The sequence below is a fragment of the Corynebacterium tuberculostearicum genome (assembly GCF_032821615.1).
Taxonomy (GTDB): Bacteria; Actinomycetota; Actinomycetes; order Mycobacteriales; family Mycobacteriaceae; genus Corynebacterium; species Corynebacterium tuberculostearicum_H.
Genome location: NZ_JAVBIF010000015.1, coordinates 1 through 13084 on the forward strand (window position 1 = coordinate 1; position 13084 = coordinate 13084).

A 13084-nucleotide genomic window follows, 5' to 3' on the forward strand; every position below is an offset into this window, starting at 1 on the left:
TCCGGACGCGGTGATCGTCAACCGGGTCTTCGAGACGGCCTGAGAACGCCGGCACGCAGCGGCCATCAGGAAATGAGAAACTGGGTCGTCTCGGCTCTCCGCCCAACTTTGCAACAGCACCAAGAAAAAGCCCACAGCCAAAGGTGGCTGCGGGCTTGGGGAAGCTCAATGCTTCTAGTGTGTCTGGGGTTATGGGTCTACTGCTTGATAGCAGAAACCTCGAGCTCAATCTTGATCTCCTCGGAGACCAGCACGCCGCCGGTCTTCAGCGGAGCGTTGAAGTCGATGCCGAAGTCCTTGCGGTTGATCTTGGTGGTTGCCTCGAAGCCCAAGCGGGTATTGCCAAAGGGGTCCTCAGCGGTAGCAACGTCTTCAACGTCGAGGTCAACGGACTTGGTGGTGTCCTTAATGGTGAGGTCACCGGTGACGGTGCCGTTGCCATTCTCATCAACGTTGAGGTTGGTGGCCTTGAAGGTGATTTCCGGGTACTGCTCTACTGCGAAGAAGTCCTCGTTCTTTACGTGTGCATCGCGGTCATCGTTGCCGGTGGTGATGGAAGCGGTGCGGATAGTGGCCTTAGCAGCGGACTCAGCGATGTTCTCGGCCACGGTAATGGTGCCTTCGAAGTCTGCGAAGTTACCGCGAACCTTGGTGACCATTGCATGCTTGGCGACGAATCCGATAGCGGTGTGGGTTGTGCCTAGGGCTGCCCGACGAGACCAATGTCTGCGATGGTTGCCTTATCGGACTTGGGCAGCTCGGTGATCATGAGGAGGAGGCCGTCGAATTGCTCGGTGGTTTCCTCCAGCTCGATATCTTCCTTGCCGCTTTCGAACTTGCCCCTGGCCAGTTGGTGCAGGGAGCCAGCTTGTGGGTTTTCCGGATTGAAGCTGTCCTGATTTACGCCATAGACGGCGTACTTCGCCCCAGTGGAGTTGGACTGCACCACCGGCAGGACCGCAAGGTGCGTTGGCGTATCCAAGGTGACGAGGACGCCGGTGTCCTCCTCTTCGGTGGACCAAGTGGAGGCCGTTTTGCCGTCGATAAGCGCTGCATAGTCCTCGTTATCAGGGACGGTAACCGCAGAGGAAGGCTGGAGACGCACCGGCGGGGTATCCGGAATGTCCGTGCTGCCGTGGATGGTCTCGCTGACCGGGTTGGATGCCTCCACATTGCTGAGCAAGGACATGATCCAGGTGGTGAGCGCGGCCATTGCTACGACGAAGATGGTGGCGAAGATGCCGATGACGATGACGCCGGAACCGGAATAACCGCGGCCGCCAAAGCCGGGTTCTTGCGCCGGGTCATCCTCTTGGTCCGGTTCTACCTGTGCCTTCACCGGCAGGGCTTCAGGTGCTTCTTCTGGTTCCTCCGGTGCGAAGTCGCGCAGGCGCTGGGCGATGCCGGCCAAGGTCAGGGCCTTTGCCTCTTGCAGCTCCTCCATCTTTTCCTCGCGGCTGTCTTCGTCGGCACTATCGAGCGCGTAGTGCGCATCTTCGACGCGCTGGGCGGCCTCATCCGCAGGAAGGTTGGCGTCCTCAGAAATATCGCGCAGCTTCTTTGGCGAAGGCTCCGTGGACTCTACGAGCAGCTCCAGGGCGGAGCTTAGAGCCTCGCGGTCGGTAGCGGCGGAGGTGCCGTCCAGCACGGCGGGGAAGGCAACCTTGACCACTCCATCGGTAGAAACGCGGAAACGGTCGCGGTGCTCCACGCCGAGGGTGAGGCCGGCGTCATGGACAGCGGCGGCGTCAGCAAAAAGCGGCGCAGTAGCTCGTGCGACGGAATGGGGATCGAGGTTATCGGCCTCCGCTACCTGCTTGAGGGAGGTGCCCTCAAACCAATCCGCAACCACCAGGCAGCCGGTGCGGTAGGACAGAACTTGGATATTATCCGCCACGGTATCGAGCTCCAGCTCGGCAAGGCGGCGGGTATTGCGCGAAATCTCCGCGGAGCGACGGGCTGCAACTCCCGGCGTCGCCGGCGCAATTGGCGCCAGGCTATTGGTATCGACGAACGTCAAGGCGACCAGGCGACCGGTGGACTGTTCGCGCGCCTGCCAGAATTGTGCACCAGTGACCGCACCGTGATCTTGGAGCAGGCGGAAGCGACCATCCGATACCGGGGCACCCGGCACGAGGCGTGGTCCGCGGACGATACCGGCGGACATCGGCGGCGGCACCAGGGTGGCGTTGAAGGCGTCCTGGGAGAATACCGGCCGGATTTCCGGCACGTCGGGCTCTTCCAACTCGATGGCCTTGGAAGAATCGACCTTGATGAAGCGGGACATGCCCGGGATGCGCTGCAGGGCGCGGGCCAGGTTTTGGACCTCTGGCAAGGAGGACTTGGACAGCACCAGGCCGGTGGCGATGAGGAAGATGATGCCGAGCACCGCGACCTTGATCAGCGAGACGATGGACGGCAGATTCTCCGGGAGGAGGAAATTCACGCCCCAGTACAGCACCCAGGAGACGACCAAGCCCACTAGGCCGGAGCCGGAAGCCCACAGCACGGTCTGGGTAACGGCCTTGCCGCCGAGGCTGCCGAGCTTGCGTTTGAGCAGGAAGCCGCCAATGACCGCACCGGAGACGAAGCCAAAGCCATTGGCCGTACCGAGCAGAATCACCACGCGGTCCGGGTTGGAGGTCATCAATGGCGCCAAGAGCGTGAGGACGATCTTGGTCAGCGTGATGCCGGCGATGATGAAGGTAGGCGTCCAGGCTTCCTCGCGGGCATAGAATACGCGCAGGTGCAGCAGCACCAAGGCATACGGGATGAGTGTGAAGGCGGAGAAGCTGATGGTCAGGCCGAGCTGCTCGGCGCTCTCGGCGCCGTAGGCACCGTACTGGAAGAGGGCGCGGGCGATAGGAACGCCGAAGCCGGTCATGAAGATGACGATGGGGATAAGCGCGATGAAGGTCAGCTTGGAGCCCAAGGTGAGATCGCGGACCACGGCATCTACATCGCCGTCGGCGGCGTTGCGGGACAGGCGCGGCATAATCGCCGTCAGGAGCGTCACGCCGATAACGCCATAAGGCACCTGCAGCATGAGCCAGGCATTCTGATAGACCAGCGGTGCGCCCGCATCCGCGTATGCGGCCACGCGGGAGGTGACCACGTAGCCCAGCTGGGAGATGGCTACGTAGGTAATGATGGCCAGTGCCATGCCGCCGAATTGCTTGATGCGCGCATCCAAGCCCCACTTGGGGCGCAGGTTAATGCCGGCCTTCTTCAGGTATGGCAATAGGATGAGGCACTGCACCATCACCGCCGTGGTGGTGCCCAGGCCCAAGAGCATGACGTGCGGATCGGCCACCGGCGTGGGCTCATGCGGGTCTAGCTGGCCGGGCAGGAAGCGATAAGCCAGCAGCACACCAATGGAGATGAAGTTATTGATCACCGGCGCCCAGGCGCCCGGACCAAAGATATTCTTGGTATTGAGGACGGCCTGGAAAAGGGCGAAGAGGCCGTAGAAAAGAATCTGCGGCAGCAGCAAGAAGGCCAAGGAAGTTGCCTGCACGGCATTGGCCTTGGAATCCTCCGGCAGCATCATCCTGGTTAAGAAGGGCGCGAGCACCACGGAGGCGATGGTGACTATGCCCAGGATGGAAAAGGCCAGGGTAAATAGCCGCCGGACAAAGGTCTCGCCGCGGTCCGTGTCTTCCTTTTCGGCGCGCACGAGGACGGGGACGACCAGAGAGGTCAACACCGCACCCAAAACGATCTCGGTGACGAGGTTGGGGATCTGGTTGGCGCTACTAAACGCAGTTCCCACCGTGGCGCCGAGCGTGGCGCCGATGAGCATCTGGCGCAAGAAGCCGGTGATGCGGGACAGCAGCGTCGCGATGGCCATCGTGCCTGTTGCGCGGATGACATCCTGATTGGATGATTCATTGTCCGCGTTGCGTCCAGTGAGCGCGGACTTATCCTCCTCAGGAGGAACGGTGGTGTCCTTCACCGCTGGGGTGGGGCGCTTTTCTGGTACCGGAGCGGGAGGAGAGGCCTGGACGATGCGGCCGCGGGCACCCGCCGGGGCGGGGTGCTCTGCCGGCACGGCGGCATCCTTCGGGTCAACTACACCCGCAGGTGACTTCTCCACGTGTTCGGCCTCGCGGCCAGTCTTATCAGTCATAGAGGATACAACTTCAACTTACTTTTTAAGCCTTTGTGATTTTTTGCGCCGATGGCGGCCTAGCCGGAAGAGCGTGGCTAAGACCAGCGCAAGGGCGCCGGCTATGCCGACGCCATACACGCTTACGATACCGGCACGCGTTTGCACAGCGATATTGATGGGCTCGGAGATGGTTTGCTTTTCTGGGGTAGCAAGCCATAGGCCAATGTCCGTGCGATCGGCGTCCTTAGGCATATCGGCGGTCATGGATACAGTAATAGAGCCCTTGGCCGGAATACGGACGCTCTTGGGTGTGTTGAGGCGCGCGCCATCGGGGGCATCGTATTGCAGCTTGGCCTCCACCGGTAGTGGCAGGCCATTTTCTGCCACGATGAGCAGCGGCGATGACTCGGATACGCGGGTATAGACATTGCCCGGTGGGATAAGAGCCACAGAAGAACGCAGGTCCCGCAGCGTATCGGAATGCACATCCATCGTGTGAGTGAACCGGCGCCGTGCCTCTGCATTGCTTCCCAAGCTATCGCGGTTGGTCAGCGAGAGGGCGGCGAGCAGATCCCGGCGCAAAGGCAGGACGAATTCATAGCGAGTGAGCGCGATATCTGGATCATCGACCATGATATTCATCAGCTCATCGGTATAGCGGGCCTGCTGCTCCACGCGGACGATATCGGATTCGGCAAAGGCGGCGGGATCGCTAAAGGGGCTGCCGGGCAGTGAACCGGGCTCCGCGGTCTCCTGCTTTAGGCTGCCGACGGTGCGCGGATGGGACTTACCGGAAGCGATGAGTGCCTCGGCAGAGTCGAGTGCGTACTCGGCCGCGCTGGGATCCAAGTAATTGGGCAAGCGCGCCACGGTGTCATCGCTCGCGGCCAAGCTCAGTGCGGCGCCGCCGGTGATGGCACGAGAAAGATCGGAATCGAGCGAGTAATCGTAGCGCAGCTCCGGGTTGGAATAGCCCACCGTCTGTGGCTTGGAGCCGGTTTGGGCGAGGAGGGCGCCCAGGGAGGCGTCGAAAGTCACGGCGCGGCCGGGCCACGAAGTATTATCCGCCACCAACGCGGGCAGGGGCAGTTGCTGATCCACATAGCCGGAGCCGACCGCGAGCACGGTGGTGGCCGGCTTGGCACCGAGGATTCGCTCGATGGTGTGATTGCCGCGTTGTAGCCCCTCATAAGTAAGGAAGGGATTATTCGCCTTGGCCACGGAGGAAGCATTGGCGTTCGCCCACGGCATAGACATAAAGCAATCGAGCTCGCGCAGGCGCTTGAGCCAGCGGGCAGCATCCTCTTTCCCCGTGCCGGGTTCGAGGTGCACATCGTCCTCGTTAGTAAACCACGAATCGCGCAGGCGCTTAGGGCGCTCGGCTTGAGGTGGGCGGGCCGAACCTACCTTATAGCCCTCCGCCATGCGGTTGACCGTATCCAAAAGGGCGGGATCGATGGCTACGCAGCCTGCCCCGCGCAGATCATGGTTGGCATACGTGCTGACCAAGCGATCGAGCCGGCCACCCTCCGCCAGCTCACCGGCCAGCTCATCAGAGGAGAGGATAAGGTCCTCTCCCCCAGCGCCGCCTGGTACCGAGTCAATATCGGCGCTGATGGGATAGACCACGGTGAGATCGTGGGGTGTGGGATCCGAGGGGGCATCGCCAAGCGCCTGCTCCTTCCCCTTCACCTGGCCCACAAGGCGTTCCTCCGCAAAGCTGACCGCCTCGCCGCCTACAGTGCCGGTGAGGGTAAAGAGCAGCGGATAGGAGCCGGGCTCTTCGATGGCCAGGGTCTGCTCGCCGTGCAGGGAGGTGGGAACCTGGAAGGTGACCTCCCGGGATTCGCCCGGCTGCAGGGGTGCGGTGGTAGTGCTGGGGCCGTAATACGGGAATTCGCCGGTGGCCAGCTGCGTGCGGGCCTGCGCGGTGTCCTGCACGGCATCGCCGCGGCGGCTCGTGAGTTGGAGATCCTCCATGGTTTCGTCGGTGGGATTGTGCAGCCGGAAGGTCAGTTTCAGGTCCTTGCCCACGGTAAAGGGCTCGGCCGCAAGGAGATCAAGAGTGGCCCGCTCCGGCCCGCGCGCGCCCAACCATGCCTGGATATCCTGCTGCTTTTCGGCGGCCGAGTCCATCTGCGCGGCGGCCTCTGGTAGCGGCAGGCACGCGCCCCACCCCGCTACCGCCATGCAGCCGCCCACGACGGCCCAAGACTTCAGGCGCTGGCGCATTACCGTGGGGTCACTTTCCCCGCCGCGGCTTCCTTTCGTGCGAGATCGGGAAGGAGATCATGCGCGATGCGCGCCAGCTTGCGCTCATCGGCGTAGGCCAAGTGCTCGATGAGTTCAGAGACGGGGATCCACGAGACCTCAGTGACCTCTGGATCCTCATCGTTCATAATGCCGTCTACAAAACGCAGCAAGTGGTGGTGCACGGTCTTATGGATGCGCACCCCATCAGAGACGAACCAGTAATCAATCATGCCGAGGTCCGCAAAAACCTCACCAGAAATGCCGGTTTCTTCCCATACCTCGCGTTCAGCGGTAACCTCCTTGGCCTCGCCATTTTCCACGTGGCCCTTGGGCATGGACCACAGCAGGCGCCCGCGGCGGTCAAGGCGGCCAATGAGCGCCACATAGAGCCGGGAAAGGTCGACATTGCCATTGGCATCGACGCACTCCGCCAAGCCGGAGACAACGAGGCCGCCCGCGGAGGTTTCATCGCGGGTTTCCATGGCCGTGGATTGGCCATTGCCACCGCGGTAGGGCTTGCGCTGCTGAGTGGTGCGGCGCGCGCGATTATCCGGCCGGCGGCGCCGCCTGCGCCGAGACCGGTTGCGGTTGCGGCCGCCTCCCTTGGAGGGGCCCTGTTCTTGGTTAGTCATCCCTGCCAATCGTAGTAGACTCTCACCCGTGAATTTTCAGGACACTCAGCTAATCGGCGTTCTTGCCCGCGCGGAATCCACCGTCTCCTCCCTCAGCAGCCTGCTGGGCGGACTGGTGGAGAAATTTGCCGCGCGGGGCTACTCGCTCTACCTCGTGGGCGGCTCTGTGCGCGATGCGCTTTTGGGTCGCTTGGGAAATGACCTGGACTTTACTACCCCGGCCCGCCCCGAGGTGGTCAAGGAGATCCTCGATGAGTGGGCCGAAACCGTGTGGGATACCGGCATAGACTTCGGTACCGTCTCCGCGGCCTACAAGGGCCAGCAGATTGAGATCACTACCTTCCGTTCCGATTCTTATGACGGCCAGTCCCGCAATCCTGAGGTGGTTTACGGTGACACCTTGGAAGGCGATCTTGTCCGGCGCGACTTCAAGGCCAATGCGATGGCCATTGAGCTGCTTGCCGACGCCTCCTTTAAGTTCCACGATCCCCTCCACGGCCTCCACGACATAGCTGACCGGGTGCTCGATACCCCGGATAAGCCGGAGATCTCCTTCCATGATGATCCGCTCCGCATGCTGCGTGCGGCTCGGTTTGCCTCTCAGCTAGAATTTCGCGTGGCCGATCGCGTCGTGGAGGCCATGCGGGATATGGCTGGCGAGATCCAGCGCATCACCGTCGAGCGCGTGCAGGTGGAGCTGGATAAGCTCATCTGCGGCACGGCCCCGTGGGATGGCATTGATCTACTGGTATCTACGGGAATCGCGGACTATATCTTCCCGGAGATCCCCGCGCTACGCATGACCGCGGACGAACACGCGCAGCACAAGGACGTCTATGCCCACTCGCTCAAGGTGCTAAGCCAGGCCATGGATCAAGAGGAAGATGGTCCTGATCTTGTCCTGCGCTGGGCGGCGCTGCTGCACGATATTGGCAAGCCGGATACCTTTGATAACACCGATGGCAAGGTCTCCTTCCACCACCACGAGGTGGTGGGCGCCAAGCTCGCCCGCAAGCGCCTGCGGAAGTTGAAATACCCCAAGGCCACCACGGAGTCCATCGGCCAGTTGGTTTATTTGCACATGCGCTTCCATGGGTTTGGGGAAAATCAGTGGACTGATTCCGCCGTGCGCCGCTATGTCACCGACGCCGGCGATCTCCTTCCCCGATTGCACAAGCTGGTGCGCGCCGATTGCACCACCCGCAATGCCAAGAAGGCCCGTCGCCTCCAGCGCACCTACGATCAGCTGGAAGAGCGCATCGAAGAGATCGGCCGCAAGGAGGACCTGGCGCGCGTGCGTCCAGACCTCGACGGCAACGAGATCATGGAGATCTTAGGCCTCCAGCCCGGCCCTGAGGTGGGCCAGGCGTGGTCCTATCTCAAGGAGCTGCGCCTCGAGCATGGACCCCTCGAGCGCGAGGACGCGATTGCGAAGTTGCGCGAGTGGTGGGATTCTAAACAGTGATGTTTGCCGATAGATTATTCAACGCCCTCGAGCGCAATGACCCCGCCCCCGGCCAGCTGCTCATCGCCGCTCCGGGCATGCTTTCGCCGGAATTCGCCCGTTCCGTCATTCTCGTCATTGAGCACAATGACATGATGACCTTCGGCGTGGATCTGACCAAGCGCTCCGAGGTGGCGATTTTCAATGTGCTGCCAGAATGGCTTCCCGTTGTGGCCAAGCCGCAGGCGCTGTACATCGGCGGCCCGCTCAATCAGCAATCCGTCGTAGGGCTCGCGCAGACCAACCAGGGCGTCGATCCGGACAAGCACGACCGACTCACCCGCCTCGCCCCGCGCCTTGCGCATGTGGACCTGCGTGCCGACCCAGAAGAGATAGAACCCTTGGTCTCGGGCATGCGCATGTTTGCCGGCTACGCCGAGTGGGGCCCAGGCCAGCTGGAGGAGGAAATCGAGGCCGGCGAATGGTTCGTCTCCCCTGCCCTCGCCCAAGATGTTATTACGCCGGGCCCGGCCGACCTCTGGTCCGATGTTATGAAGCGCCAACCCATGCCATTGCCGCTGTATTCCACCTATCCTGTGAACGTGGAAGACAATTAATTCCTATCGCTCTGCAGGCAGTGGGCTACACTAGCCCGCATGCGTGAGGATATTGCACAAGGCGTGCGGGATACTAGGGTCGCCGCCATCGGCCTCATTCCCCTCGGCCTAGCCTTCGGCCTGCTCATGGTCCAATCCGGCTTCAGTTGGTGGTGGACGCCTATTTTCTCCACCGTCATCTACGCCGGCTCCATGGAGTTCCTCGCCATTTCCATGGTCACCGGCGGCGCCACAGCCGTGGCTTCTCTGGTCACCGGTTTCATGGTGAACTTCCGCCATATTTTCTATGGCCTCACCTTTCCCCGCCACCGCATTCACTCGCGCCTAGGCAGGGCTTATTCCACCTATGCGCTTACCGACGAAACCTATGCCATCGTCTCCTCCCTCCCCACCGATGACCGACCGACTGGGACTCGGATCCTCACCATCCAAATTTTTTGTCAAGCTCTGTGGGTAGGCGGTGGCATTGTCGGTGCTCTCGCCGGTCAGGTTATTCCCTCTTCCGTGCAGGGCATGGAATTCGCCCTAGTGGCGCTCTTTGTCGTGCTGGCGATGGACTCCTTCCGCAATAACCAGGATTTTTCTTTGCCCTTAAGCGCGGCGATGGTGGGAATCCTCGCGGCTGCCTTTGCTCCTGGACAACTCCTCATGGTGGCTCTCAGCGCCTACTTCATCTTGCTTATTATTCGGCACCTATCCCCACGCGTTGATGCCGGTTTTAGCTTGCGTAGGCGAGGCGACCTGAAGCGATTCCGGGAGGAGCGCTAAATGCCCGCTGGAGTTACCCTTGCTTCTATTGCGGCCGTCCTGGTTCCCGTCGGCCTAATTACCGCTGTACTACGCCAACTTCCTTTCTCCTTTGTGAAATGGATGAAGGAGAGTCAGTTCTTATCTTTGCTCGGCATGATGATGCCTGTCGGAGTGATGACTATTTTGGTGGTGTATACCGTCTACGGGCAGGCCGGCGCCCCCGGTGGTATCTGGGCGGCTCTCCTTGGCGTGGTGGTCACCTTCCTGTTTCACCTGTGGAAGCGGGACTCAGCGCTGTCCATCTTCGGCGGAACCGCCTTCTATATGCTCCTCGTCAACGTAGTCTTTTAGCCCTTGCGACTCTTATAGGCCGAACTTGGCGGTGGCTTCGGACCACAGGGCGTCGAACCGAGACTGGTCCACGTACTGCGCACTAATGTCCGGAAAATCATCATAGGTATCCGGGTGAGGGACAACCTCTTGCGGCTGATCTACGTTTCCCGTGGAACTAGTCGGTGTCGCTACCCCGACGATGGCATCCGAGGGATCCAGTGCAATCATGCGCGCCATGCGGCAGCTGCTTGCATCGCGCTCTTCCATTTCCGCCATGTGGATCGCTGAGCCTACGCCGGGCACGTTCAGTTCTGTTCGTACATACAGGTAGTTCGTCATGGCTTCTAAGTGTAGCTACGTGCTAGGACGCTGCGCGTAGCGGGCCGCTAGCCACGAGCACATCATCAGCTGAACCTGGTGATAAATCATCAACGGGAGGATTAGTAGGCCAAGGGATGCGCCGCCAGAAGCGAAGATTACCGACGCCATTGGCAGGCCCGTGGCTAAAGACTTTTTCGATCCACAGAACTCGATTGCAATGGTGTCGGCGCGATTGAATCCCATTTTTTGACTTGCTTTTCTGGTGAGCCACAGCATGAAGGCGACGAAGGCAGCAGCGAACACAAGTAGGAAAGCCAGATCCCACAGGGAAATAGAGGACCAAATTCCGTCCACCACCCCCTTAGAAAAAGCGGAATATACCACCATCGCGATTGAGCCGCGGTCCACGACTTTAGTGGCCTTGCTTTGCGCAACCTTCCCCACCCAGCGCCGAGTAAGCTGACCTAAAACAAATGGCGCCAACAACAGCAGGGCGATTTCGCCGAATACTGACGTATCGATGTGAACTCCTCCCCCCGTTCCCATCAGGAGCATGACGAGCAATGGAGTGATGATTACTCCCACCAAGTTTGAGGCGGAAGCCGATACGATTGCACCCGCCACGTTTCCTTTCGCGATTGAGGTGAAGGCAACCGAAGACTGCACCGTGGATGGAACCAGCGTGAGGAATAAGATACCTAAGTACATGTCGTGCGATATGACAGCGGTGAGTGGCCGCAGTGCTATGCCTATTAGCGGATAAACCACAAAGGTAAAGGCGAGAATTGTGAGGTGTAGCCGCCAGTGTTTTAGTCCGTTGAGGGCTTCTTGAGTGGAAAGCCTCGCGCCATACAAAAAGAAGAGTAGCGCGATGGCTACGTTTGTTAATTGGCCAAATATGTCGGCAAAGTTCCCACGGGCTGGTGCGATTATCGCAATGATGACCGCCAGGATAATGAGGACAATAAGCGGGTCGGGCTTCTTCAAACGCTGCAGCATGCTAAGAGTTTAAACCCGATTCGTCTTCACATGCTGCAGATACTCGGGCCAAGAAAACACAATCCGTGTAGTTTCACGTGAAACCACACGGGAAATGCACTTTAGGCCGTAGTGACGTTAGAGCCGTCTTGTTTAACTTCGTATTCTTCCAATGGATCGCGCCCCGGGCCGGAGATTACGCTTCCATCGCTGAGATTGTAGGAGGTGTTGTGTGCCGTGCAGGTTGCCGTCATGCCATCGATCTCGGTGATTGGATTGCGCTGGTGGGGACAGGTCTGGGAGTAGGCCTTAAACTCGCCTTCCTTGGGCTGGGTGAAGATCACGCCATCGACAATCTTCGCGGAGCCTATCGGAATCTCGGTCGCCGCAACTTCTGCGGACGGAGAGGAGCCACAGGCCGCGGCGTAGGCGCCTGCAAATGTGGTGGCGGTTCCAAGCAAGAACATTCGACGAGAGCACTTAATCATGTCTCTACTCTAGTCCGTTGATCTCGCGTAATGTGTTATTCCCGTTTGCCCGGTTGAAATTATAGTTTCACGTGAAACTCTGAACTTAGTCAGCCAGGAGTCCCTCCCACGTCTCCGGAGAGCCATCGGAGGTAGCGCTAAGTTCATAGGTGCCGGACTCAATTCCTAAATCATCAACGATGCTCTGTGCAGATTGCTGTTCGTGTGCTTCTGCTACGGACGTCGTTACCTTGTGGTCTTGCTCAGCGTAAGCGCCGATCACAAAAGTTGAAGCGGCGATGGCCGCCAGGGCGGTACTTTTCTTCATGCACTATATTCTGCCCTTCAGGGGGCTGGTTGCGCTTTTGCCTGCCAGGCTTCCATGGCACCTTTACGTAACCTCTATCCTCTCTCGCAGAAACAGGATAGCAAAGATAAATCAACTATTTGTTTGTGCAAGTATGGGGGCAATCAAGAAAACGGAAGATTGAGAAATTCGACAGTTACTAAAAACGCACAACGCCCGGCCCTCCTTAATACCGTCACGGTTACTAAACCTAAGTGCTTGCGGATGCTTCCTATGCACATGGGATAGCTACAAAAATTCCCCTTCTGGACGGAAGATGAATCTTTCTCCAGAAGGGGTTGGTTGCGCAGCAGTGCGTGCCTACCTGTCGGATTCGCGAGCGGCGTGACGGAGCGCGTCTACATCAACTTGGGGAGCGGATGCTGCGGTGACCTCTTCCCCACCGCAACCGTCGGAACCACAATTACAGGATTCTCCGCAACCCTCCTCATCCGCGTGTGCTTGTTCGTAGAGGAACGCGGCACGTGAGCCGAGGTTAGAACCGATGGAGAGGGCTAGAACAGCGGCCACAAAAGTAAGAACCGGGATGAGCCACATCCAGCCCTCAGCGCGGAGCGCGACGATGCCGCCAAAAACTAGGCAGACGCCGCTGAGTATCCAGAATGGGCCGGCGACGCGATGGGCATTGTCCCATGCTTCACGAGACTTGCGAATTTCCTGTAGGCGCAAGCCGATATAGCTGTTTCCAGGTAGGCGCTTGGTTGAGGCCAAGGCTCCCACGACGATAAGAAAGACGGCGAGGATTAAAAAGATGATTCCCACAGCGATCATGTACTTAGTTTAACCTTGTAGCGCCAAGATGAAAATCGTC

11 protein-coding genes and 2 pseudogenes are annotated in these 13084 nt (G+C 59.7%); 4 read left to right on the forward strand and 9 right to left on the reverse strand.

The genetic code is table 11. The features are described 5' to 3' along the window. Positions 1-197: 197 nt before the first annotated feature. The 4 genes and pseudogenes from RAE09_RS09630 to RAE09_RS09645 form a co-directional block, all read right to left on the reverse strand. Positions 198-704 (reverse strand): annotated as a pseudogene (locus RAE09_RS09630) (YceI family protein); the annotation flags it as partial. Next, entirely contained in the window at positions 701-4129 is a 3429-nt protein-coding gene (gene murJ, locus RAE09_RS09635; protein ID WP_316981561.1) for a murein biosynthesis integral membrane protein MurJ, read from the reverse strand. The gene murJ and the pseudogene RAE09_RS09630, both read right to left, overlap by 4 nt. 18 nt (positions 4130-4147) lie before the next feature. After that, entirely contained in the window at positions 4148-6343 is a 2196-nt protein-coding gene (locus RAE09_RS09640; RefSeq protein WP_316981562.1) for a DUF6049 family protein, read from the reverse strand. Further along, positions 6343-6846: pseudogene (locus tag RAE09_RS09645) on the reverse strand (NUDIX hydrolase); the annotation flags it as partial. The gene RAE09_RS09640 and the pseudogene RAE09_RS09645, both read right to left, overlap by 1 nt. A 178-nt stretch (positions 6847-7024) precedes the next feature. Between RAE09_RS09645 and RAE09_RS09650 the strand changes: the two are divergent. The 4 genes from RAE09_RS09650 to RAE09_RS09665 are packed head-to-tail and all read left to right on the forward strand — an operon-like array spanning position 7025 to position 10158. Then, positions 7025-8461 (forward strand): CCA tRNA nucleotidyltransferase, encoded by a 1437-nt coding sequence (locus tag RAE09_RS09650; RefSeq protein ID WP_005326917.1) that lies wholly within the window; start codon positions 7025-7027, stop codon positions 8459-8461. Further along, complete coding sequence (locus RAE09_RS09655; RefSeq protein ID WP_150850467.1) at positions 8461-9057, forward strand: YqgE/AlgH family protein; 597 nt, start codon at positions 8461-8463, stop codon at positions 9055-9057. The genes RAE09_RS09650 and RAE09_RS09655 overlap by 1 nt, the downstream gene beginning before the upstream one ends. 39 nt (positions 9058-9096) lie before the next feature. Beyond that, positions 9097-9825 (forward strand): AzlC family ABC transporter permease, encoded by a 729-nt coding sequence (locus RAE09_RS09660; RefSeq protein WP_316981563.1) that lies wholly within the window; start codon positions 9097-9099, stop codon positions 9823-9825. Then, positions 9826-10158, forward strand: coding sequence for a branched-chain amino acid transporter permease (locus RAE09_RS09665; protein ID WP_316981564.1), 333 nt, complete (start codon positions 9826-9828; stop codon positions 10156-10158). Positions 10159-10170: 12 nt separating this feature from the next. On the opposite strand, the gene RAE09_RS09670 is transcribed toward RAE09_RS09665, so the two are convergent. From RAE09_RS09670 to RAE09_RS09690, 5 genes are all read right to left on the reverse strand, one after another. Continuing rightward, positions 10171-10479: a hypothetical protein gene (locus tag RAE09_RS09670; protein WP_316981565.1), complete on the reverse strand. Its 309-nt coding sequence runs from the start codon at positions 10477-10479 to the stop codon at positions 10171-10173. A 15-nt stretch (positions 10480-10494) separates the two neighbouring features. Next, entirely contained in the window at positions 10495-11460 is a 966-nt protein-coding gene (locus RAE09_RS09675) for a bile acid:sodium symporter family protein (protein WP_316981566.1), read from the reverse strand. A gap of 101 nt (positions 11461-11561) precedes the next feature. Further along, the gene (locus tag RAE09_RS09680) at positions 11562-11927 is read right to left on the reverse strand and encodes a Rieske (2Fe-2S) protein (RefSeq protein ID WP_316981567.1); all 366 of its coding nucleotides are present in this window, start codon (positions 11925-11927) and stop codon (positions 11562-11564) included. Positions 11928-12012: 85 nt separating this feature from the next. Then, positions 12013-12234, reverse strand: a complete 222-nt coding sequence (locus RAE09_RS09685) for a hypothetical protein (protein WP_316981568.1) — start codon at positions 12232-12234, stop codon at positions 12013-12015. 339 nt (positions 12235-12573) lie between these two features. Then, positions 12574-13044 (reverse strand): SdpI family protein, encoded by a 471-nt coding sequence (locus RAE09_RS09690; RefSeq protein WP_005326927.1) that lies wholly within the window; start codon positions 13042-13044, stop codon positions 12574-12576. Positions 13045-13084 lie beyond the last annotated feature (40 nt).

Bases quoted from the DNA above. Each gene is read 5' to 3' on its own strand.
- murJ (WP_316981561.1), bottom strand. From the start codon at position 4,129: ATGACTGATAAGACTGGCCGCGAGGCCGAACACGTGGAGAAGTCACCT.
- RAE09_RS09640 (WP_316981562.1), bottom strand. From the start codon at position 6,343: ATGCGCCAGCGCCTGAAGTCTTGGGCCGTCGTGGGCGGCTGCATGGCG.
- RAE09_RS09655 (WP_150850467.1), top strand. From the start codon at position 8,461: ATGTTTGCCGATAGATTATTCAACGCCCTCGAGCGCAATGACCCCGCC.
- RAE09_RS09660 (WP_316981563.1), top strand. From the start codon at position 9,097: ATGCGTGAGGATATTGCACAAGGCGTGCGGGATACTAGGGTCGCCGCC.
- RAE09_RS09665 (WP_316981564.1), top strand. From the start codon at position 9,826: ATGCCCGCTGGAGTTACCCTTGCTTCTATTGCGGCCGTCCTGGTTCCC.
- RAE09_RS09670 (WP_316981565.1), bottom strand. From the start codon at position 10,479: ATGACGAACTACCTGTATGTACGAACAGAACTGAACGTGCCCGGCGTA.
- RAE09_RS09675 (WP_316981566.1), bottom strand. From the start codon at position 11,460: ATGCTGCAGCGTTTGAAGAAGCCCGACCCGCTTATTGTCCTCATTATC.
- RAE09_RS09680 (WP_316981567.1), bottom strand. From the start codon at position 11,927: ATGATTAAGTGCTCTCGTCGAATGTTCTTGCTTGGAACCGCCACCACA.
- RAE09_RS09685 (WP_316981568.1), bottom strand. From the start codon at position 12,234: ATGAAGAAAAGTACCGCCCTGGCGGCCATCGCCGCTTCAACTTTTGTG.
- RAE09_RS09690 (WP_005326927.1), bottom strand. From the start codon at position 13,044: ATGATCGCTGTGGGAATCATCTTTTTAATCCTCGCCGTCTTTCTTATC.